This is a genomic window from Fibrobacter sp. UWR2, assembly GCF_002210285.1.
In the GTDB taxonomy this organism is placed as follows: Bacteria; Fibrobacterota; Fibrobacteria; order Fibrobacterales; family Fibrobacteraceae; genus Fibrobacter.
This window is the reverse complement of record NZ_MWQE01000001.1, coordinates 602620-626502: the sequence shown is the minus strand read 5'-3', so window position 1 is coordinate 626502 and position 23883 is coordinate 602620. Positions and strand designations below refer to the sequence as shown.

Sequence of the window (23883 nt, the reverse complement as noted above, 5' to 3'; positions counted from 1 at the left end):
ACGATGGAAACCACCCGATCCGAAAGAATTAAACTTGGCGCGTTCATGCTACTGTGCGGAATACTCATCTGCGTATTCCTCGGCTACGTGCTCAAGCGCTACCTGAGCGAACAGTACGACAACTACTACACCATCTTCGACACCTCGGTGAATGGGCTCTTTGTAGACGCGAAGGTCAAGCTGAACGGCATCGACGTGGGTAGCGTCACGCGCATCACGATTAACGAAGAAAACCTGAACGAGGTCGTTGTCGCCTTCAAGGTCACTCACGGCACGCCTATCAAGATCGGCACCCGCGCGGGCATGACGGCGGGCATGAACCTCACCGGCGAAAAGCAGGTGGTGCTCGCTGGCGGCTCGTTCTCGGAACCGAACGTCCCCGAAGGCGGGCTCGTGCCGGCGGAAGTCTCGCACTTCGACCACATCACGAACCAGGCGGGCAATATCGTTGCGCACGTGGATTCCGTGCTGGTGAATGTCAACACGCTACTCTCGGCCGAAAATGCGGAAAACCTGAGCAAGGCCATCAAGAATTTTGAAGAAGTGACGGCAAACCTGAAGCGCGTCACGCAGGGCATGGCAAAGCCCATCGACAACATTTCCAAGTCCGCCGAATCGATGCATCGCGTGATGGGTGAAATCGAAGAAGCGAAGATTGCCGCGAAGGCGGGCGAAGACCTCGATATTCTGAAGGAAAAACTCGACGCCATCGACACGAAGGCGATGAATGAGATCTTGACGAAGGCGATGGAATCCATCAGCCAGCTTTCGAAGCGGCTCGACGGCATGGTCTACAAGAACCAGGACCAGGTGGGTGAAGCCATCGTGGAACTGAACGCCGTGCTCGAGAACCTCGAGGAATTCAGCCAGAAAATCAAGAACAATCCCTCCGCGCTCATCCGCGAACCCGCGAAGACCCGCCGCAAATAAGGAGAGAGCATGAAGAAGTTTACACTTGCATTTTTAACTGTCCTCGCCGCCATGACCCTTACCGCATGCTTCGGCGGGAGCACGAGTGAACCCACCCGCTACTACACGCTCGCCGTCGAAAACATCGACATGCCGAGTGCAGGCAATGCCAGCGGCCGCCTGCAGGTGCGCAAGTTCACCATCGAGAACGCCTACCAGCGCAACAACATCGTCTACCGCGAATCCGCCTACGACTTCATGTTCTACGACCTGGACCTTTGGGCAAGCCGCCCCGAGCAGATGGTAGCGCAGGTCGCCGCCGAATACCTCGAGAAGAGCGGAATTTTCCAGGCGGTCGATACCCGCGCCTCGGGCAAGCCCGAACTCGAACTCCTCGGGCACATCGATGCCATCGAGGAAATCGACGAAGGCTCCTCGCAGTACGCACGCCTTTCCATCAAGCTCACGCTCCAGAAACCCGATGCTGACGCCCCCCTCTGGGAAAAGCGTTTTGACGAAAGGCAGTCCGTAAGCAGTCGCGAGCCCCGCCTTGTGGCAGAGGCCATCTCGAAGCTCCTCGGCAAGTACATGGAAGAGGCCGTCGCCGCCATTTCGCAGGCAACGCAGGCCGCCCCATCCGCGCAATAGCGCCTTTATCTGTGATTCTACTCAAAAAAACGAAGGCCTATTCCACTTTGTAATAGGTCCAAAGATTGCCCGTTCCGGCATATAGATATATCTTTTATACAAATTCCTTTTTTGTGGAGATATACTTATGCAGAAAAGCGCAATTTCCATAACAAAAAAACTAGCGGTCCTGCTTTTGACAGCGGGAATCAGCTACTCCATGGCCGGTTGGGACGGCAAGTCCAAGGAAAAACCCGACACCACGACCATCGACAAGAATACCTTCTACCTCATCAAGAACGAAGCCAACCTCGCCTGGTTCGCGGATTCCGTAAACCATACAAAGGGTACAGTCAAGCTCAATGCAAAACTGGCCGCCCCCATGAACATGAGGCACAAGCTGTTCGTGCCCATCGCGGCCGGCAAGGGCGAAACGCAGTTCGGCGGCATATTCGACGGTAACGGACACTCCATTTCGGACCTGTACATCGATGCCGCCAAGATTGGCGAAATCGAGAACCCCTTCTGCGAAAAGGACAAGGCCACCTGTAACGCACAGAACGTCGCCTTTATCGCAGTCCTCGGTGGGGGAACCGTCAAGAACCTGATTCTCGAAAACGCAGACATCACCGCCTCCACGAACGCAGGCGATATTCTGGGCAAGGACCAGCCGATTACCGTCGGCAGCATTGTCGCCTGGCAGACTTCCGGCACCATCGAAGGCTGTTTCGCTACAGGCACAATCCAGACCAGCGGCATTGGGAACGTCGTGGGCGGTATTGTCGGCAACATGAAGGGCGGTACTGTCAAGAACAACCTGAGCACGGTCAGCCTCTATGTAAGCGGCAACGAATCGTACGCAGGCGGAATCGTTGGCGCTACCCGCGGCAACGCCACAATCGAAACGAACGCCTACGACGGGAACAGCATCGTCAATAATGGCGACGGCGCCATCGGAGGTATTCTAGGTTACCTCGAAAAGGGCTCGGCAACCGTATCGCAATCGTATTTCGGTTCCGATATCGCAAAGAGAGGAGTCGGCCTCATCTCAAAAGACACAACAGTCGAACTCAACGGCAGCGCAAAGAGCGCAAAGGACCTCAACACCAGCGATGTCGTATGCGCACTCAACAATGGCAAGGACGGATCCTGCCCCGACGGCGTCTGGAGCATAGGAGCCACGCACCTCTCGCTTAACAGAGTCTCGGTGAACGATAACGGGAACATCGTCTACACGGTAAATTTCGACGCGAACAAGGGCGTGTTCTCCAAAAGCGCAAAGACAGCCCTCCTGCTCGAAGCCGGCGAAAAGATTTCTGCCGCCGAAATCACCAGGCCCACGCGCGGTGATACCATATTCGCTGGCTGGGCACTCACAGCTGACGCGAAGGCCCCGGCAGAAGACCTCGGGACAGTCACAAAGGCGACAACCATCTATGCCGTATGGAAAAACATGTTCACCATAACCTTCGACGCAAACGGCGGAGCATTCGTCGACACCGAAGGCGCAACTACAGGTAAAACCACGACAAAGATTGTCGCCGAAGGTTCCGACATCAACATGGAAGGAATCCGCATCGGTACAACCTACGGGGTCGACGAGACCACGTTCTACTTTGTCGGCTGGGCCGCAGAAAAAGATGCCGAAGAACCTCTGGAAACACTGGGCAAGGCCACCGAGAGCACAACGTTCTATGCCCTCTGGCGCGAAGAAGTAACCTACACCGTCACGTTCGATGCTGGCATAGGCGGGTACACCGTCGCGTTCGTAAAAGAAGACGGCAAGGCAGAAAAACCCGAAGACCCCGAAGCCGCCGGCTACTCGTTCACAGGCTGGATGAACGGCGAAAAGGAATACGATTTTGACGAAGTCGTCAAGAGCGACCTCTCGCTTACCGCCCGATGGAAACCTGTCGAATACAAGATTACCTACGAAATCGGCGAAGGCAAGAACAGCAAGGACAATCCGGAGACCTATACCACCGAGACCGCGACCATCGCGCTTGGCGATCCCGTCTGGGAAGGCTATACATTTAACGGCTGGTTCTACGACAAGAAGTTCACCGACAGGGCAACCCAGATTACAAGGGGCTCTACCGGCGATATCACGCTGTATGCCAAATGGGAACTCGTCACGTACGAGATTACCTACATGGCTGGCCGCTACGGCATAGGCATCGTCGCGCCCGACCTGAAAGAGCACGACTTCGAGATGAACCTGAGCAAGAAGACCTACTCCCGCGAAGGCTACAAGCAGACGGGTTGGTCCACGACCGATGGCGGAGAGCTTGAATACGAACTCGGCGCGAAGTACGAGAAAAACGAACCTCTCGCCTTGTTCCCCTACTGGGAAGAAGACTCGGATGCCATCAGGAGTGCAACTGTCGCTCTCGGCGCGAAATTCAGCGCAACCGCACACGGAAGGACACTCGAAATCAATGGAGTCTCTGCAGGCAAGGTGCTGAGCGTGTTCGACATGCAGGGTCGCCTCGTACGCAAGGCTACCGCTGCAGGAGCTAGCCTCCTGCTGGATATCGCAAGGCCGGGAATATACCTGGTGCGCGCCGACAACCAGTCCGTGAAGGTGAATATCAGATAGCAGAAAAGCCGGCGCATTGCCGTCCCCGCCCGATTACAGGAGTTTACTCAGCAGTTCCACTGGCAACAGCAGGAACTGCATTTTTTTATACAGGAAGGCGAGCGACCTTGCAAAGGCGTAACTGCGGATGACGTCCGCGCCGAATACACCGGCATGCTTCGTCTGGTACAGGAAGGCCTCCTTCGCATGCGCAATCACGTCGTCGTAGTACTCGTTGATGTGGATGCTCTTGTCGACATTCACCTGCACAGGAATTTCCTTCAGGTCGGTGTAGAAACTGCGGCGCAGAATCTTCGGCAGGAACACGTCCATGCTTGCAGGCACCTTGCGCCCGCACGTATCGATAATGCGCGACCCGAAGAAGTGGAGAACCTTCCCCTGCGGCAAGTATTTTTTGCCGTACGCCAGTTGGCAGTTCCATTCGCCAGGCATCTTCTTGATGATGTAGCCAAAGGTAAAGTCGGTTTCCGCAAAGGATGCCATGTCGAAGTTGAAACCCTTCGACACGCAGGTAAGCCAGAGTTCGTGCCACTTTTCAAAAAACTTATGCATCTCGGGAGTGTCCGCCACGAATATGACGCCCGAGTTGAACAGTTCGTCGTTCAGGATTGGCGAGAATCCCATGCGCTTCGCGTTGTTCAGAACCGTACCGCGGTTGATGGCCTTCGAGAGGTTCGTGTGGAAGTCGAGCACCGCATAGATGCCGCCACGCCATTCCTCGGGAATGGAGAGGTCGCCCACGATCGCCGTGTCGGAATCGATAAAGAGGAAGTCCCCGTCCACCATGTTGCGCATCGACGTCTTCAAGAAGCGCGAGCGCTGCATCGGCGTGAACTTGTCGTCGATGGAAACAACCTTCAGTTCGTCGACTGCGCTCTTGAGCGCAGCACGGTTACCCGTCAGGGTAGCCGCCGTCTTGTCATCCGTCAAGACGGTGACGAACGCTCCCGGATTGTGCACACGCAAAGAAGCAATTGCCACGAGCGTCTGCTCGCAGTAGAAATCCTTCGGGGAACTCGTCAAGACAAAAAGGTATTTCACGGACATAGATTTTCCTCCTCTGCAAATATAGATTTATCCCCCGCGCAACCCCGCAAAAAACCGGATACCGCCCGATGAATTAACTATATTATGGGATAACGGGGTTTAAGCCCTGTTCCACTATCAAAACAAGGAACCAAAGATGTTCAAGACGATTGCCATCGGTTGTGACCACGCCGCTTTCGAATACAAGGAAAAACTCGTCAAGTTTCTGGAAGGCAAGGGCTACAAGGTCCTAGACATGGGCACCGACTCCACGGAATCCTGCGACTACCCGATTTTTGCCGACAGGGTCTGCAACAAGGTCACGAGCAAGGAAGCCGACTGCGGAATCCTCATCTGCGGCACGGGCATCGGCATGAGCATGGCGGCAAACAAGCACAAAGGCATCCGCGCCGCCGTCGTAGGCGACCTCACCTCCTGCGAATTCACCCGCCTCCACAACGACGCCAACGTGCTCTGCATGGGTGCACGCATCATCGCCTATGCGCAGTGCGAAGTGTTCGCCACGAAGTTCCTCGAAACAGAATTCATGGGCGGCAAGCACAAGAAGCGCATCGACATGTTCGAACCTGCATAACCTAAAATGCAAGCAATCCCGCTCCGGCGGGATTTTTCCCTAAATCACAACTTTTTGCACCTATTTCGCATTTTTTTTGCTAAATTACTTGATGTATGGTACAGTTTAGTCAGACTTCTTGGCAAGAATTTTCGCTTCCTAACGTTTTGGAAACGCTTCAATACGCGCCCCTGAACCTGACCATCGGCAAAGAGCCCATCATCCACTATACATTCCCCAAGGAACTCGCTCCGGGAGCCACAATCCGCTACCATATCCAGTGCGGATTCAAGGCCATCAACTGGACCGGGGTCATCAGTGCGGTCAACGACAACCAGGTAACCGTGCGCCTCGGGCAAGGTCCCTTCCGCGGCTTTACTGCTAAGCACAGCTTTACTACCGAAGGTCACATGACCGCCTGCTATGACGAGCTCTCCTTCCAGGGGTTCACGACCATTCCCGAAGAGGTCTTCGCGGAAGTCGTCTCGAAGGCGAACCTCGTATACGGGATATTCGCCCGCAAGGCCGCCCGCGACGTGTACCTCGCCGTAGAATCCCGCAAGAAGACGCAGTCTTTCGACGCGCTCGACATCGGAGCCACCGCCGGCTAGCGACAACGGGAATTTCCCATGTACAAGAACTTGAGACAGGCCCTGCTGGATCTGGAAAAAGCGGGGATGCTTAAACGCGTCCACGAAGAAGTAGACCCGTACCTGCAGATGGCCGAAATTGCGAGGCAGGCATTCGACAGCAAGGGCCCCGCTCTCCTGTTCGAGAAGGTAAAAGGATGCAGGTTCCAAGCCGCATGCAACATATTCGGCACGCGCGAACGCATGGAATTCCTGTTCCGCGACACGCTCGCAGGCACGCGCACAGCAGTGCAGTTCAAGTCGAACCCGGTAGAATTCTTCAAGCAGGCGGACATAGCAACCCTGTGCCGCGCTGCCGCCGTCGGTATCAATTCGTTACCAAGGCGTTCCGGCAGCATTCGCGACTTCGAGGAATGCACACTTGCCGATTTGCCGCAGATTGTAGGCTGGCCCGAAGATGGCGGCGCTTTCGTAACGCTCCCGCAGGTGGCATCGCGCCCGGGTGAATGCGCAGGCATACTGCAGACCAACCTGGGCATGTACCGCGTGCAGATTTCCGGCAACGACTATGCCGCAGACGAATGCGGGCTGCATTACCAGATAAAGCGCGACATCGCGCGCCACCACCAGAAGGCAATCGAAGAAGGCCGCCCGCTCAAGGTGAGCGTGTTTATCGGCGGGCCGCCCGCCCATACCGTAGCGGCGGTGATGCCCATGCCCGAAACTTTGTCTGAACTGACGTTCGCGGGCATGCTCGGCGGGCGCCGATTCCGCTATTTCGAGCACGACGGTTACCTTGTCTCCAGCGATGCCGAATTTTGTATTTTAGGCGAGATGGCACCAGACCTGAAACCAGAAGGCCCTTTCGGCGACCACGTGGGGTATTACTCCGGTAAGCACCCCTTCCCCTACATGCGCGTAAAGAAGGTGCTCTGCAAAAAAGACGCCATCTACCCGTTCACATCTGTAGGGCGCCCGCCAAAAGAAGACACTATCTTCGGAGATTTCATTCACGAGATTACAAGGCCGATGGTGCCCGTATCGATTCCGGGCGTACATGCGGTTCACGCGGTCGATGCAGCGGGCGTTCACCCGCTCTGCCTCGCCGTCGCAAGCGAACGGTTCGTGCCTTATGCAAGGCCCGAAGACCGCGAACCGATGGAACTTTTAAAGACGGCAAACGCATTGCTCGGTTTCAACCAGGTTTCGCTTTCCAAGTACCTGATGCTGGCCGCGAAGGAAGACGACAGCGGGTCACTGGATGCCCGCGACGTGCCCGCATTCTTCGCACACGTACTGGAGCGCATCGACTTCGCACGCGACCTACATTTCCAGACATCAACAACCATCGATACGCTGGACTACACCGGCACAAGCCTCAATCACGGTTCCAAACTCGTGATGGCGGCAGCGGGCCCCAAGCGTCGCGAACTGCGCAACGAGCCAGCCGACCTTGCAAGCCTCGCGCTGCCCGCCGGTTTTGCAAACCCAAAAATCGCCATGAAGGGTGTTCTCGTCGTGCAATGGAGTGCCAGCGGCAAGGCGCCGGCACCCGCCGACATTGCGCCGCTGCTCGAATCCTTCAAGAACTGGGAATTCCGCGAAAGCTACCCGTGGGTAAGTGTCGTCGACGACACCTCCTCCATCGGTAAAGGCGATGCGCAAAAGAATCTCGACGACTTCTTGTGGCTCACGTTCACGCGTTCCGACCCTGCACAGGATGCCTACGGCATCGATGCGCACTTCGTAGACAAGCACTGGGCCATCCAGGCGCCAATTGTTATTGACGCCCGCATAAAGCCGCGCCACCAGAAAGTACTCGAAGTATCGGACAACGTTATCCAGAAAGCCAGGGAGGTCCTCGAAAGTGCGTAGGCAGATCCCGGCCCTAATTGCGGTTCTGGCATTCGCAACCACGACCCTCGTCGCAGGCATCGTTCCGGCACAGGCACACAAGTGCGGAACGGCATTTGCCATCCAGAACAGGCTACAGAATCAGAAACAAAAGGCAGCCGGCGGCTCTGCTGCTCGCGTATTGCCAGCACAGACTTTCGCGAAATCCGTAGCCAACTGCGACGCTCACGAATATTACGATTCCGTCTACACACGCGAAACCGAGCACTTCCAGATTTTCTACACACTCGGCGAAGGCCCGCACGCCACAATCCCCGAATTCATTGATTCACTTGCGTCCTCGCTCGAAGATGCCTTCTATTTCCATACGAAAACCATGGGCATGCGCACCCCGCAAGGAATCGACACCACAAATCATTACCAAATGCCCGTCAAGAAAGGGCTATACCCTATCGAAGTCGCCGAAATAAACTTCTTGCGCGACCCCCAAAGCGTTCTCGGGGCAACACGCTGCAATGGCTGCTACGGTGTCTCCTACCCCGACACTGCAGACCACAACAAGTCGGCCATCATCATCGACAACGACTTCATGTTCATTACCCAGTTCCCCACGCAGACAGCCTCCATGGACAAGGGTGAAAAAAGCTGTACATATCCCCTCTCTACCGAGACCCTGTACAACCACGCCCACGGATACTCCTACAGCGAGAACTGGGCAAACGCCATACGCGTAACAGCATTCCATGAAATGTTCCATGCGATACAGTTGCGCTACGCGGACGTGTATCTGTACGGAGGCTACTGGGTCGAGGCTTCCGCCACCGCAAACGAAGAAATCGGCGCTCCCGATATCGATGACTATTTCCTATACGTCCCGGACTTCATAAGGAGCACGGCTATTCCCCTTGACGAAATTTCAGACGAATACAGCATCAGCGTGCTCTATCTGTACCTGTACAAGCATGTGGACCAGCATTTCGACAAGGAAATTTGGGAACTGTTTGCGAAAAATCCCAAATCGTCATTTAACGGCAACCTGAAAAAAATTCTTGAAAAGCGGAACCTTTCCGTCGATTCCATTTTCCACGACTTTGCGACAAAACTCGCGCTTTCGGGCGAAAAGGCCAACACCGTCGACAGCAGCCTCTGGTTATGGAACGACCAGCCTCGATGGCCTGCACCCGAGCCGATGAGTATGGCGGAATACCGTCGCCGTCACCGCATCGGCGACGAAACCGTCGAACGGTTCGAACCGGATACGACCTTGTTCGCATTCAGTTTCTATGCAGGCGGATCACCGATCGTCGACAGCTACAAAGGCAAGGCGACTGCGCTCGTATTCAAGGGCGACAGGACCGACATCCGCGACATTGCCAACACCAGTTCGCTGGATTCCATAAATACCGACGCCTTCTATGCCGATTCTATCATGTGGGTGTTCAGTCGGTTCGACAATCCAAGGCGCATCCCCGAAATCGTACAGGATTCCACACTGCGCGCCTATCCCATTCCCTGGCGTGGCACCAGCAACCTCTGCTTTACGCCGCTCCCGGAATCCAGGAAGTTTATCGAGATTCGAAACGGCCGCGGCGACCTAGTCTTGCGCGAGCCCTACACTAAGACAACGCACTGCATCGACGCCGACCGTGTGCGTACAAAGATGGCACCGGGCGTATACCGTTTCCGTGCCGGTTCTAGTGGAAAGATGCAGAAGTTCCTAATTGTGTACTAAAGCAACTCGCCAATCCAGGGGAATATGTTATCCTGGTTCTCGAGTTTATTCAGCAGCGACGTGTCGGGCTTCTTGCGGCCCATCACTAGGCCCGAAATTCCTGCGGCATAAAGGGCACATACGTTACGGTAATGCCCGTTCTGGCGGGCCTTCGCGTAGTCGGCCGCGGACTTGTTGTGAATCATGAACGCCCAGTCCGATGCCTGGAACAGCAATAGTTCTCGGGCCATCTGCGCGTAGAACCTGCGGAAGAGTTTGGTCTGGGCGGTCTTGCCCTTCTTCTCGCAGGCAACGAGTGCGCGGCGGAAATCTTCCATCATGCCGCGCATGCGGAAGAACAGCGGATAGGCCCAGCTCACCTCGTCGTTCATCCAGACTTCGCCAAAGCCGCCTTCGCCCCACGAGGAGAACACCGGGCAATGGACTTCGGGGTCACAAGAGGAATGCATCGTAGATTCCAGCGAGGCCATCTCCACGACATTCGAGCTTGCGGCACGTTCAAACATCTTCTCGATGAACGAGGGTCCCTCGAACCACCAGTGACCAAAAAGTTCCGCATCGTAAGGGCACAGAATGGAGACCTTGTTGCCATCCATCTTCGGGAGTAGTTCAGTAACAGTCGCCTCGCGGTTCGCAATAAAGAGCCTCGCGTGGTCTTCGGCAAGGCGAAGCGCGTTCCACGGGCGGTAAACCTGCTTGTCTTCGCTACCCGTAATACGGTAATACTTGAGGCCCGTCTCGATAGGAGTATTGCCCGCCATGAAATAGCCGCCCAGGTATTCGGGCTGCCGTTCGTGTGCGATATCCTTGAAGAACTCGCGGTACTCAGGGTGCCCCGGGTAGCCAGTCTTGCGGCTCCATACTTCCATGGAACTGCCCTGCTCGCGACCCATGCAATAAAGCCCCGCAGGGGTCTTTATTGGCGCAAATACTCCGTATTTGGGAGCGGGCTTTGCCAAAAGCACGCCATGGGTCTCGAGAAAGAAATACTCGAAACCGAATTCGGCGAGAATGGAATCAAGCCCTTCGAAGTAGCCACATTCCGGCAACCACAGGCCCTTGGGTTTCCACCCGAAGGCTTCTTCAAAAGCACGCACAGTCACGCCCAGCTGCAGGCGAATCGCATCGAGGTCCGCCTGGTATGCCGGCAAGAACGGGTGCGTTCCCACGCAGGTGAGAAGCGTCAGCTTGCCGCAATCCGAAAGCCTCTTGAGGGAGGGTACAATCTCGCAGCAGCAGATGCGTTCCCAGAAATCAATCAGGGCATCCTGCCTATGGGAATAGAACTCCACTACAGGAAGGCGTTCCGGGTCACCTGCAAGGAGCACCTTTTCCTTCTCGATGAGGTCTTTCACCTTATGTAGGTGGAGCGTAAACTTCCCCAGGAGCGATGCATCCGTCAGCATCGCAATCAGCGCAGAGGAGACACTCAGGTTGAGCGTCCCCGGAACTCCCTTCTCCTCCAGGCGCGAAAGCATCTGCACTATCGGCAGGTAGGTTTCCGCCATAGCCTCGAAGAACCAGTTCTCTTCTAGGAAACGGTCATATTCGGGCTCGCGCACGAACGGGAGGTGTGCGTGAAGCAGCAGGTGAATCTTTCCGGGGGCAGCCACGTTCAGTTGTCCAGAATCAGTGGAAGATTACTCCGTGCGCTTCACAACGATGGGGACAATCGTCGTCGGGAAATCTCCGTCCTTGTCGGTCGCAAACACCGGAATAATCTTAGTGGAATCCGGCAGGTCTTCTTCGAAACTGAACGTGCCATCCGGATTCAGCGGGAACGGCTCGCCGCGCACCTGCAAGTGGGCGTCGGGGCGCGTTCCGCCATAAACGATCAAACGGGTCTTGACCCACAGGAAGAAATCCTTGCCGTAGTTCACGGAATCCTTCGGGAGTTCGAGCTTGTTGCTCTTGAGGGCGGCACTCGAGAGTGCACCCGAGAACATGGAACCCGAAGAACTAGAAAGTCCATTCGCCATCTGTTCGAGCCAGGTCTTCGCGGACATGCTCGAAAGGCCCGAACTGCCGAAACCGCCGAGTGTGGCACCGCCAAGCGAAGCCTTCACGAATACGTCGTCGACATTCACCGAAGAACCCTCCGGAGAATAGGACTGCACAGGAACGGATTCGACAAGAGGCATAAAGTTCTTGCCCTCGGCAAAGCCGAGTACGGCCACCGTATTGTCGGTCGCCTTGTTTTCCACATACCAGCTGCGGGCATCGGCAGGCACCACCACGTCGTGGAACTTGCGCTTCTTGCTGCGCTTCACGGTAAGGTCACCCGAAATATCGAACAGGCGAAGCACTAGTTTGCCCTTGCCCTTCTTGGCACGCTTGATACGGTCTTCGGAAACTTCCCAGAAGGCCTGCATCCAGTTCGGATCCTTCTGCATGAGCACGAGGTATTCCGGGTCGAAAGTCTGCGCCATGCTGGCGGTCTTCGTCACAGGCTTTGCGGCAGCCTTCACAGAAGCCACCTTTTTGGCCACCTTACGGGCATCAGCCTTCACCTTCACGTCGGTCTGTTCCGACGCCTTCGGAGCAGACTTCGCAGCACTCTTCGCCGGAGCCTTAGTCGCCGGCTTCGTGGCGGCCTTTACCGCAGTCTTTGCCGCAGCCGTAGTCTTCTTTGCGGCGGTCTTCACAGCTGCCTTTGCGGCAGTCTTTGCAGTGGCGGTCTTGGTCGCAACCTTGGACACGACCTTCTCTGCCTCCTTCGCAACGGACTTCACCGCGGTCTTTATCTTGGAGGTCGTTTCCTTGACGGCCTTCTCCACCTTCTTGGTGGCCTTCGTCTTCTGTGTTTTCTTAGTAGCCATTTCTAGCCTCCTGCAATAAAACCTATTTGCGGGTCTGACCCCAGTTGCCTATGCCCATCAAGCCGAGACGGATACCCAGGAACACCTCGTCCCAGTTCCCGTCGGACTCCGAGAAGCGCTTACCGCCCTGGATAGCGAGATCCAGCGAGATACCCTTCCTGCCCAGCGGGAACCCGGCACCAACGGAACCGCCCACCTCATAGACATCGGCGACATACCAGTTCTTGAACCAGGCGCCCGCACGGTACGTGACCCTATCCCAGAACGGGTCGTAGTAAAGGGAACTTCCGTCACGCTGGTAACCGACAGACGCGACAAAGTCGTCCTGCGTCTTGGTATAGGCCCTCATGTTATAGCTGCGGGCGATATTTTCGACATCTTCGTCCCAGTTGCGCCACTGCAAATCCATCATCACATTGTGGCGTTTGGCAAGGCGGTAGTTGACACCCGTCGCAAACAGGGCCGGTACCTCGATGAGGCGGTCAACCTTGTTCGGGACAAGCGTGTCGGTTTCCGAGAAGCGGAAATTGTATTCCAGTTTGTTCAAGAGCGTATACCCAGTCGTGTACGAGAAGTAGAACGAGGACTGGCGACCGCGATACTGCACGGAACCAGTATAGTATGCCGGGTGGTGCTCGATTTCCCAGGAGCCCTCCACATAATCCGTAATTTCAGCGTTGTTCGTAGCCCAGAGATCTTCTTCGGCCACGGATTCCTTGTTCGGGCCAAGCGTGAGGCTGCGGACCAGGGAACCCATCACGACATGCATCGAGGCGCCGAGAGACACATTACGGAAATACGGGAGCCTTATCGCATAGGTCGGGACAATCTCGTACACGCTGCCCCTGTATTCAATCTGCGCATCCGCATTGGTCACGGAATCCGAGACGCTTTCGCGGATAGACGAGGAATAGTGCTGCCACAGCGAAACGCCAAGCGCACCGAAATCGCCCATCGGGAACGAGAGGTTAAACGAAGGCATCGAGATGTTCTTCGTGAAGTAGTCATCGCCATGGGACTCGATTGTGTTCAGGTCCAACAGGAAGTTCAGGTTGAACACCACCTTCGTATCGAACGCGATGCGGGCCGGGTTCGTCGCAACAAAGCCTTCCGCCTCGCCCGTCTTGGCTCCACCAGCAAAGCCGCGGCCGGCAGCACTGGCAGTTCCACCAGCAATCTGCTCCTCGCCAAGAGCGTCAATGCCAATCATGGATGCCGACGCACAAATTGCACAACAAAGAACAAGACCTAAAAACTTTTTCATTTCTTACCTCCGCGCTTGGTTGCAAGCCAGAGTTTTAATGTCGCAGGCTGGCTGAACGATGTGCCAAAATCGTAACGGGCATAGTCAAAATGATTCGGGAGGAACACATAAGACGTATCTATCTTACCCGACACACTGTCCTTGACCGTATAGTCCTGATAAACCGGGTCCGTCGCCTGCAGCACCGGGCGGCCGAGGCGCACCATAATCTTCAGGTTACGGCCGTCCTTCGCCTGGTTGATAAGGTCGCGAACGCCGAAGGTCACCTGCAGCGCAAGCGAATCCCCATCATAGAACACCATGTTTGGGTGGCCCGTTTCAGGAATCTTCGTACGGTTCGGCTTGTACTCTTCCATCTTGCGGATTTCCGTACCCAGGCTATCGACATACGAGGCGACCACAACCTGGATAGGCAGTCCCAGTTCGCTGATACCCTCGGAATCGTCACGCGGAAGCATAAGCTGCGCAAGCACCACCGCCTGGCGCACATCGACTCCGTTTCCTTCGTCAAACGGGAATTCATCGCCGTACAGATCGGACAGAGCATCCATAATCTTGTCTGTCGGGTATTCCACCACAATAGAATCGAGAACGCCGCCGTGCAGGAGCAGGCAATCGTCGCAAGTATCGTTGAACGTAACGACCTCGCTCATACGGAACGAAGAAAACGGCTTGTAGGTCGTATCCGAAGAAGCCCTCACATAGAACGTGGGGATAGAGAGAGTCTTCGGGCCAAGCACGCGATAGAGTCGCTTCGATTCAGGTGCGGAGATGCGCAACTGCAGTCGGAAAATCTTGCCCGCACTCTTGATATCCTCAATCAGGTCGAGAGGCATCGGCAACTTCAAGACCGTATCCTTCTTGCTTACCGTCAAGTCATAGGTCGTATCTGCAGAATTTTCCGTTTCCCAATCCTGGAGTTCCAGACGCCAGGTACTGTCAGGTATCTTGAGGACACTGTCGAAGAAGGATTTCTTTTTGCCCTTCTCGAGAATCCATTCCACTTCCAGCTGGAGAGTTTCCTCGTACGGAAGAGAATCCTTGGGGAAATATTTCGAGGTATAGAAATCCTTGTCAATAAACAAGGCGACATGGCCTGCCGCGGAATCCGCATTGGCAAGAGAATCAAGGAAAGCAGAATCCTTGACCAGCACGTCAAAATCGATAACGATATCGTGGGTCAGGCCGGCCTGGGTACCGAAAACGGCAGCTTCCGATGCGTAGAATTCCGTTCTCCCGACAAAGGCCTTTGCATTCTCGGGCTCAAGTCCTTCAACGGTAAGAGTCTGGACATCGTAACTATCAGGCAAGCCCTGATCCGAGAGCCAACTGCTGAGGGCAGAATCATCGGAATCGAACAGGCACGCCGAAAGCAAGGCGGCAAACAACCCCAATAAAATCAAAAACGCTGTGTTTCTCTTTTTCACTCGATTCTCCAAATCTAGTCTAAAAATCCGCACATAATATAGAAAAATAGGCTTTCGGAATTAGGAATCGGGAGTCAAGTTTTCTATATTTACCGCCGAAAAATCAAGAGGACATTATGGCCCAATTCAACGCGCATTTCAGGAACATCAACGGGGACGACACCTACCCGCTGACCGACGTCATTTACCGTAGCAAGGTGGACGGAAGCCTGCTCGAAGTCGAACACGACCGTGCAGCTCTTGCCAGCAAGAGCCCCGACGAATGGAAGAAGCTCTTTGCCGAACGCCGCATGAGCTTTGAACCGGCCGACATGAGCGGTATCTGGAGCAAGCGCGAAATGGTGCTCCCCGACATGCCCCTCGAAGACATCGTCACGATGCGCGAAGGCTGGAGCCCGCTCTTTGACGCGGCCCCGCTCGCCAAGGAAATGGGCATCAAGAGCCTCAAGGTGAAGCTCTGCGGCAACTCCCACACCGGTTCTTTCAAGGACCTGGGCATGACGGTTCTCGTGAGCCAGGTGAACCACATCATCAAGAAGGGTATTCATGAAATCGACGCCGTGGCCTGCGCCTCTACCGGCGATACCTCCGCAGCCCTCAGCGCCTACTGCGCGAAGGCAGGCATTCCGAGCATCGTGTTCCTGCCCGCCGGGAAGACCAGCGTCGCCCAGCTGATCCAGCCGATTTCTAACGGCAGCATCGTGCTCGCCCTCGATACCGACTTTGACGGTTGCATGAAAATCGTGCAGCAGGTCACCGCCGACAACCGCATCTACCTCGCGAACTCCATGAACAGCCTCCGCGTGGAAGGCCAGAAGACGATTTCTCCGGAAATCTGCCAGGAAATGGGCTGGAAGGTGCCCGACACCGTGATTATCCCGGGCGGCAACCTCGGTAACGTGAGCGCCCTCGCCAAGGGTTTCGAAGACTGCAAGGCCATGGGCCTCATCGACCGCATCCCGCGCATCATCGTGGCCCAGGCCGAAAACGCCAACCCGTTCTTCCAGGCTTATGAACGCGGCTTCGACAAGCTCGTTCCCATGCAGGCCAAGAAGACTCTCGCAAGCGCCATCCAGATCGGTAACCCGGTCAGCTACCCGAAGGCTGTGCGAGCCATCCAGAAGACGAACGGCATGGTCGTGAGCGTCACCGAAGAAGAACTCGCGAACGCCGCCCACCGCGGCGACCGCATCGGTCTCTACTGCTGCCCGCATACGGGTGTCGCTCTCGGCGCCCTCGAAAAGCTCGTGGCCGCAGGCAAGATCGACAAGGAAGAAAACGTGGTCGTCATCAGCACGGCACACGGCCTCAAGTTCACCGAATTCAAGGTCGGCTACCACGAAAAGAAACTCGAGAACATAGCCTCCAAGTTCGCGAACCCCGTGTTCAAGGCTCCGGCAGACCTCGGCGCCGTCATGGACATCTTGAAGAAAGAGATGGCTGAACGTAGGCGCTAATTCCAGCCAGCAATTACAGAAAAGGCTCCGCAATGCGGAGCCTTTCTCATATTCATTCGAGGGCTACTTCTTATGCTTCTTGCTGCGGCGTACGCCCCACTTATCCTTGATCTCTTCCTCGATCTTCTTCTTCTCGTAGCGCACGACCATCTTGAACTGCACCATGTAAACGCCAGTTCCCACGAAGCGTCCGCGGTGATCCTTGAAGTTCCAGTTCACGAAAATCTTCTTGTCAGAGACAAGGCAGTTTCCACCGAACTTCGGGCTGTTACACGGTACCAGGATGGTCGTATCGTTCACGTACTGACCGAGGTGGTCGTAGTAGTTCACGACAAACGTGATGAACACCTTTTCCGGGTCAAGCGAATCAAGTACGGTCGGGTCCACCGTGCCGTCGGCAGAAATCTGCGCGCGGTCAAGCAATTGCGGCACAAACCTCTCGCCTAGCTGCACAAGTTGCCCGAGGGCGCCCTCCTTCTCCATGTCTTCCTTGGTGGTAGAGCCCGGCATATAACGCAGGTTCACAGAACTCAAGGTCTGCAGGGTTTCATCCGTACCGTCGAACGTACCCATATTGGTCGCTTCGACAAGGTGGTTCAGGAGGCCCGCAATCACGACAGGGCTCGGCTTTTCGCCAGCAACGTTTCCGAAGTTATCCTGGATAACGCTCTTCTGGCCCTTCACCACCATCAGCGAGTCACCCGGCAGGATAGTCGAGACGCTACCGTCAATGATAATCTTGGCGCTCAGGCCATCGGCAGCCCAGTCGATTCCCTTCGGGATGATATCGATAGTATCCTTGCCATGGATGTAGCTGAAGAAGTCGTCACCCTTCAAGTCCTTGTACTTGATGACTTCGGAGAAGTACACGATAAGGGTGTCGGCTTTCTTTCCGTAACTGAGCGTAACACCGGCAACCACCGGAGACATCTTGTCTACAAGCGGAGCAGATTCCTCGCTCACGAACGTCTGTCCCAACACATCGTAGTAGCTGTATATGGTCGCGTTCGGCAGCGATTCGCTGATATTGGTCACACCCTTCGCAATCGGGGTCGTCGCATGCACTTCCCACACGAGTCGCGTAGAATCCTTGCCATCGAACTTCATGTCGGAAGGCTGCGCCTGCAGCTGGATCATCAGGCCACGTTCGCTGTACCACGGGAACGTCGCGTAGATCATGTTCTTTTCCTTTTCGCTCAGCGGGCCGCTGAAGTTCGTGACAATATGATCTAGCACGCCATCGCCGTCTTCGTCCCTGTACTCGACATCGACAACAGAAGGCAGGCGGTCCATAACCGTTACAGGCACTTCCCTCTCGTATTCGTCGGAGGTCAGGTAACGCAGGTTACTGAACTGCACCTGCGGATGCAGCGAGATACTATCGCGCATACTACCCTTGAGGCCCATGTTCTCACCCACAAGGATAATCATGTTCCTGGTCGGCATGTACACATTGGATATCTGGTCCAGATTGAATCCGTAGCGTTCGCCCTCCTGCTTGAGCATCACGAGCAGCTCAGGCATAGAGAGATCCTTCGGGATAAGGTCAATATTGTACTCGATAAACAGCGAGTCCTTGCCTCTCGTATCGCGGATAGCAAATGCATCCTTGATAACGCGGCTACCGACTTCGACGATATTCGCTTCGCGTATGTATGTCACGTCGTCATGCACGTTGACATAGGTGATGAGGGCGTAGGCGTTATCCGGGAACTTTTCCGGGAAGTCGAGGTCGGAAACTTCGAGCGATATGCGATCGCGGGCATCGTTCAATGTCGGTTTGTACTTCGTCCGGAGCGTATCGCCATTTACCACGAGAGCGACAGAAGCCACCTTGAGGTCAGAAATGACGGAATCCTTCAACACGATCTCTACATAGTCGAGCCTGTTGTCTCCATCGGTATCCTTGATGTAGCCAAGTTCGGCATCGGGAATCGGGTCGTAGAAGTTGATATTGTCGATAATGACCGTCGTGTTCTTCACAGGATCATGCACGATAATGGAACCGCCATGGACAACGCTATCCGCAGTCACCCAGATGGTAATGGAACCATCGGCGTTGACCCTGATCGTATCGGACGGATGCGGGTTCGTCGGGTCGATAAGGATAAGGCCCGAGCCCGTCGCAAACGTGAGACTATCCAAGTCGGTACCGAAGTATTCGGCGACCTTCGCAGAATCGAGCGTGATGGCAACTACCTGGCCCACCTGGGCAGAATCCAGTCCGGAATTCACGCGCAGGTCGAGATTCAGGCTGGTCGGGTTGTTCTCTTCCATGTAGTAGTTTTCGCCAATCTTGATCAGGTCTACACCGCTCCCGGAATCCACCGGCACGAGAACGGTAACGGTAGAGACGATGGAGTCGCCCTTCTCGTACTTGTCGTCGGACGGGTAGAAGTCGATACCGCCGCTGCTGGAGAGGTCATAGTCCTCAAAGCCGACATACACCCTCGAGGAACTCGAGCTGTTATCGATATCCTCGGAACCAGTCTGTCTGCTCGAAGAAGATCCCGAATTGTTACCAGAGGAATTGCCCGGATTATCGCCAGAAGAGGACGTGTTGCCGGAGCTACCCGGATTGTTGCCAGAAGACGATGTGTTGCCGCTGCTGGAGCTGCCCGGGTTGTTACCGGAAGACGATGTGTTGCCGGAACTGCCAGGATTGTCACCAGAAGACGACGTGTTGCCGGAACTGCCAGGATTGTTACCGGAAGACGATGTGTTGCCGGAACTACCCGGATTGCTGCTAGAAGAAGACTTCACACTGCTGCTAGACTTCGCGCTGGACGAGGATTCCTCGTAAATGACGCGCGAAGAACTGAAGCCTAGGCTGCTGCTGGAAAGGTCCTCGTCCTCGCCGGTATTTGCACCCGTACGCACGACACCAGCACCCGAAAGCGGGGCAAGGTCATCGAGGTAGTTGTCGATCCACTGCACATGCACAAGCACGTTGTCATTGATTTTCTTGTCCGGATTCGCCGCATAGTCCACGAACACAAGGTGGCCCGTATTGCTAGCTACAAAGAGGTGGCCCATGCCGTCAACCGTACCCTGGTCCAGGCGCCAGCCCACATCAGGTGTCCTCGGCTTGGTCAGGTTCGCCTCGGATTCCACGAAGAAATAATCACGCAGGTCGATAAACGCTATCACGTTCGCGGTCATCTTTGTGCCAACCAGTTCGGGCTTGATCTGCACGATGCGCGCACCGCCAAACACGAAGATGGTTTCGGAATACGGGTCGTAGGTACCGCCATGTGCGCCTTCAAGGGAGTCAATCAGGATTGTCGTCCCGAGCTTGGTGATCACGGAATCGCCAACTTCGCCACCTATAGAATCCTTGTTGGAGTTTGTCACCTTGGTCCAGGTCGTATCGGTGATGTAGCCGAAGTAGGCTCCTGCTCTGCGCTCCTTCTTGGACCTTTCGGAGCAGGGAGTGCCATTAGAACTGGCCTCGCATCCGCCTCCAAAGTAGTCGGAGTACGTGAAGAATGCATTGCCTTCCTTATTCCAGATAAGCGTAGCGAGTTTCTTCTTCTGCAAGCGGTCCGTAGTCTTGGGAACGAGTTCCACCCTGTAGCCCTTGTCCGCAAAATTCTTCTTTTCGGGGTGAGCTTCATCTATCTTGGTAGAGAACCTATAGAGGTAGCCGGGGATGCCCGCCGCCCAGAGCCATTCCTGGTTCGGGTCCATCATCAAGTGCCAGAAGCCATCGGTATTGGTAGCCGGGGTCGCCGTCTTCACCACGCACCTTCCGCCATTGGTGCCTTCCTTCTTCGCGGTCTTGCTCACCTTGTGAATATTCGGCCCCTGCGCGGCCACAAGGAGGTCTCCATCCGGGTGGTGCACGATACCATCGGCACCCGCCATACCGTCGGGCGACGTACAGAGAGTTTCCTTGTTGAGCAACTGCAAATAACCTGCACCATCATAGTAGTAGCTCAGGTCCTTTACGCGGTCATCCTGACTATACTTCGTATAGTACAAGGTCGCCTTAGTGGAGGCATGCGGTACGATATCGCCCACCTGCTGAATCCAAATACCGGTCGCCGGGTTCTCCGGCGGAGCCATATTATCAGCCGCCATGGCAAATCCACAGCCAAACGCTATAGCCAGTAATGTCTTCATTGTCGTTTTCATAGCGTTATCCTCCGAAAAGCCTACTTCTTGGAACTCGAGTGGATCTTGCGAGATCCGGTGATGCCCCAGTTGTAGAACCTTTCCACCTTAAAACTTTCCTTCGCTCCATAGACACGCGCCTTGATGTGTGCGACATAAGCGCCCACACCTACACGGCGACCCTTGTCCGAAAGCATATTCCAACGCAAATATAGTTGATGAGGGTTCTCGAAGCAGTCGCCATCGAAGATTTCCCTATCGTCACACTTGATTTTCTGCGATTTTCTTGCGACAAAGTTACCGAGATTGGTGTAGACTTCCAGTTCCCATTCCATACCGATCTGGGAAAGGTCCATCTCGGGAGTCTTTTCGTCTTTTTTCAGGATGGTAGAGAAACTCACGTCCATGAGCACGCCAAGCGCCTTGCGGGCCTCTTCGGACGAAAGGTTGTCGGCCACCTCGAAGGTAATCGCATCGTCAGCCGTCTCATCGACATCGCGCCTAGAGGCAAACGAGTAGTTCTGCATAATGACACGCGGATCGCCTTCCACCATCTTTGCCGGAGCAAGGCCCGAAATTCCGTTGCCTTCCTTGTCCACAAAGTCCACTCCGGCAAGGTCGAACCTCACGGAATCCGCAGGGTTCATACGGTCCACAAGCCTCGTCCCGCTTTCCATGTGGATCTCGGCAGACTTGCCGTCCTTAGCCCACTGCACCGAGGTGAACGGAAGTTTCACCCATTCGCCATCCACGTAGAACCGGAGCGCATCGGAAAGTTCATCCGTCGAGATGTTCTTGTAGTCAATCGACTCGGAGAACTCGATGCGGAACACGTCCGATGCCATCTTCTGGTAGGATTCCGGCTCGAGGAACGTTCCCGAAATCACGGGCGCCATACGGTCGTGCATCGCAAGGTCGATTGTCTGCTTTTCGGTCTCCCCGTTCTTCGTCTCGAAGTAGGTCACCGACACATAGCCGTATTCCCCATCCTTCGAGTAGGACTGATCGATCGAAGTCAGGTTTTCCTTGATCCCGTACTTGTCCTCCTTCAGGGCGAATCCTACCACGGTTCCATCGCTGGACAGCGTAAGCTTGGATACATCGGGTTCAATCTTCAGGAGTTTGCCATCCTTGTCGAGCCAGTAGTAGCAGATAACCATGTTCTCGAGGTCTTCACGGGTAATGGGCGTATCGAAGGCAATAGAGGCGCTGTCCATGCGGCCGTCGCCGTTGCGGTCGAAGAAGGCGTTGCGTTCATCGTCCACATAGATACGTCCGGAATTCTGGACTATCGCCGGGTTGTTCTTGCCCGTCTCGTTGCCGTCGGCAGCCTTCACAAGCCCATCGGGGCAGGCCTTGTTGGAGCAGCTGACCGCAATCTGGATAGAATCGCCAAAGTCAACAAGCCCGGTATCGATGACGAAGAACCAATGCTTGCCATCCTTCTCGATTGCCTCGAGATGCACCGGGGTACCGTTCAAGATGAATCCCTTGCCCTTGGTCCACGAGGTATCGATATCCTTGTTGAAGAAGAGTTCAAGCGTATCGGTAGCCGCATCGCCCTTGATGAGGTTCGCCACCTTGATGACGGGGCCGATACGGTCGGTCAGCACGCTCTGCGCTTCGGACTTCGCGCCGGTATTTACCGACGACATCGCCACCGAGAGGCTACCCTCGCCCGAATCCGCCGGGATGGAGACATTCACGCCGGTGAGTTCCAGGATACCCTTCTTCGGGTCCCATTCCCATTCGCCCTGATGGTCCTTGAACTTGCCGCCGTCGGGCCAGTTGTAAGCGAACTTTTCCATCGCCACGGAATCCATGCGCCCGGAGAAAAACGCCACGATGCTGTCACCCGCGCCGTCTCCGTCCGTATCGTAGATGAACGCACTGTCGGGGACCGGGAAGTCGGGATTCACGAACTGCAGGCTGCCCGGGAACTCGCTATTGACGATAAACTGGATATCGTCGCCCGTTGCCGAAGGGTCCTCGAAACCGCTGAGCGTGAAGGTAGAACCGTCGGTCACAGCCTTGGTCGCGCAGACGAGGAACGCAGCACGCCCCTCATGGAACATAAGCTGGCGACCCTTCTCGCCCTTGGGCAATTCGGTACCACCCAGCGTGTAGAAGCGGAGGTTGTCGCTCGCGCCTTCCGTGTTGATGTAGAAATCCTTCTCGAGCGTAGAATCCGTCAGTCCGGCATCCGGCCCCACGGGAATCACGGCTCTCACATAGACCTTGAGCGTATCGCCCACCTCAAGTTGAAGCTTCGAGACGCTAGTCACCACATCCTTGCAGTCGTAATCGAGGCAGTATTCGATGTCCGGCACATAGAAGTTGTACACGCGGGCAATGGCGATGTCGCCATCCTCGGAAGCAGCCGTTCCCATCACGACGTTATATATCGGGTAGAGGCCCTGGACGTCGGTTATGACAATGCGGTCTTCACCCGAATTGACCTTGCGCATGTGGGTCACCTCGGAATTGTCGGACCTGATCTTAACCGAAAGGGAATCCGAAGAAGCCTTGGGCATGTAGATGAAGAAATCCGTGTTCGGGAGTGCATTCGCAGAAACGACGTCTTCGCCTTCGGGAACGACAAAAAGTCCAATCCCCTTACCCGCATCGATACGGGAATAGGCGCACAGCGGGTCCGGGGAGCCGGTATACTCGATACAGTCGATGGATTCCTGCGCCCAAAGCCCCGCCGGCATCATCGCCGACAGGAAAAACAACACGATATTTTTCTTCACAGACCACATAGGGGACCTCAAAAAACAAAGACTACACCCTAACGGGTGCTTTTACATTATTAAATGTATCTTTTTTTTTGGAAAAGTGGAAGGTACGAAAACCTAACAAGAATCTTCCACAGTCGATTCTGTGACA

15 protein-coding genes are annotated in these 23883 nt (G+C 55.3%); 8 read left to right on the top strand and 7 right to left on the bottom strand.

Annotated elements, in window-relative coordinates; all coding sequences use genetic code 11:
• The first annotated feature begins 3 nt into the window (after nt 1-3).
• From B7994_RS02490 to B7994_RS02480, 3 genes are all read left to right on the top strand, one after another.
• A complete protein-coding gene (locus tag B7994_RS02490; RefSeq protein ID WP_088636882.1) occupies nt 4-930 on the top strand; it encodes an MlaD family protein in 927 nt (308 codons plus the stop codon).
• A gap of 9 nt (nt 931-939) precedes the next feature.
• On the top strand, nt 940-1557 hold the full coding sequence (locus B7994_RS02485; protein WP_088636881.1) for an ABC-type transport auxiliary lipoprotein family protein: 618 nt from the start codon (nt 940-942) through the stop codon (nt 1555-1557).
• A 127-nt stretch (nt 1558-1684) separates the two neighbouring features.
• Nucleotides 1685-4135 (top strand): InlB B-repeat-containing protein, encoded by a 2451-nt coding sequence (locus B7994_RS02480; RefSeq protein WP_088636880.1) that lies wholly within the window; start codon nt 1685-1687, stop codon nt 4133-4135.
• A 33-nt stretch (nt 4136-4168) separates the two neighbouring features.
• Here B7994_RS02480 and B7994_RS02475 read toward each other — a convergent pair whose 3' ends face one another.
• Nucleotides 4169-5182: a hypothetical protein gene (locus B7994_RS02475; protein ID WP_088636879.1), complete on the bottom strand. Its 1014-nt coding sequence runs from the start codon at nt 5180-5182 to the stop codon at nt 4169-4171.
• Nucleotides 5183-5318: 136 nt separating this feature from the next.
• On the opposite strand from B7994_RS02475, the gene rpiB reads away from it, so the two are divergent.
• The 4 genes from rpiB (at nt 5319) to B7994_RS02455 (ending at nt 9911) form a co-directional block, all read left to right on the top strand.
• Nucleotides 5319-5756 carry a ribose 5-phosphate isomerase B gene (gene rpiB, locus B7994_RS02470; RefSeq protein ID WP_088636878.1) on the top strand — a complete coding sequence of 146 codons (438 nt, stop codon included), beginning with the start codon at nt 5319-5321 and terminating at the stop codon, nt 5754-5756.
• Between the two features lie 95 nt (nt 5757-5851).
• On the top strand, nt 5852-6346 hold the full coding sequence (locus B7994_RS02465; RefSeq protein WP_144063715.1) for a hypothetical protein: 495 nt from the start codon (nt 5852-5854) through the stop codon (nt 6344-6346).
• Between the two features lie 18 nt (nt 6347-6364).
• Nucleotides 6365-8200 carry a UbiD family decarboxylase gene (locus B7994_RS02460; RefSeq protein WP_088636876.1) on the top strand — a complete coding sequence of 612 codons (1836 nt, stop codon included), beginning with the start codon at nt 6365-6367 and terminating at the stop codon, nt 8198-8200.
• Nucleotides 8193-9911 carry a hypothetical protein gene (locus B7994_RS02455; RefSeq protein ID WP_088636875.1) on the top strand — a complete coding sequence of 573 codons (1719 nt, stop codon included), beginning with the start codon at nt 8193-8195 and terminating at the stop codon, nt 9909-9911. Before B7994_RS02460 ends, B7994_RS02455 begins: the two co-directional genes overlap by 8 nt.
• Here the strand turns inward: B7994_RS02455 and B7994_RS02450 are convergent.
• Genes B7994_RS02450 through B7994_RS02435 form a run of 4 tightly spaced genes read right to left on the bottom strand, consistent with a single transcriptional unit; the run spans nt 9908 to nt 15421 of the window.
• A complete protein-coding gene (locus B7994_RS02450) occupies nt 9908-11524 on the bottom strand; it encodes a glycoside hydrolase family 57 protein (protein ID WP_088636874.1) in 1617 nt (538 codons plus the stop codon). The genes B7994_RS02455 and B7994_RS02450 overlap by 4 nt on opposite strands.
• Nucleotides 11525-11551: 27 nt before the next feature.
• Nucleotides 11552-12730 carry a DUF4912 domain-containing protein gene (locus tag B7994_RS02445; protein WP_088636873.1) on the bottom strand — a complete coding sequence of 393 codons (1179 nt, stop codon included), beginning with the start codon at nt 12728-12730 and terminating at the stop codon, nt 11552-11554.
• Between the two features lie 22 nt (nt 12731-12752).
• Nucleotides 12753-13994 (bottom strand): hypothetical protein, encoded by a 1242-nt coding sequence (locus B7994_RS02440; protein WP_088636872.1) that lies wholly within the window; start codon nt 13992-13994, stop codon nt 12753-12755.
• On the bottom strand, nt 13991-15421 hold the full coding sequence (locus B7994_RS02435) for a hypothetical protein (RefSeq protein WP_144063714.1): 1431 nt from the start codon (nt 15419-15421) through the stop codon (nt 13991-13993). Before B7994_RS02435 ends, B7994_RS02440 begins: the two co-directional genes overlap by 4 nt.
• Nucleotides 15422-15537: 116 nt before the next feature.
• On the opposite strand from B7994_RS02435, the gene thrC reads away from it, so the two are divergent.
• Nucleotides 15538-16878 (top strand): threonine synthase, encoded by a 1341-nt coding sequence (gene thrC / locus B7994_RS02430; protein ID WP_088636870.1) that lies wholly within the window; start codon nt 15538-15540, stop codon nt 16876-16878.
• A 63-nt stretch (nt 16879-16941) separates the two neighbouring features.
• Here the strand turns inward: thrC and B7994_RS02425 are convergent, their stop codons facing one another.
• Entirely contained in the window at nt 16942-21015 is a 4074-nt protein-coding gene (locus tag B7994_RS02425; protein ID WP_144063713.1) for a hypothetical protein, read from the bottom strand.
• Between the two features lie 20 nt (nt 21016-21035).
• A complete protein-coding gene (locus B7994_RS02420; protein ID WP_144063712.1) occupies nt 21036-23747 on the bottom strand; it encodes a hypothetical protein in 2712 nt (903 codons plus the stop codon).
• Nucleotides 23748-23883: the final 136 nt, after the last annotated feature.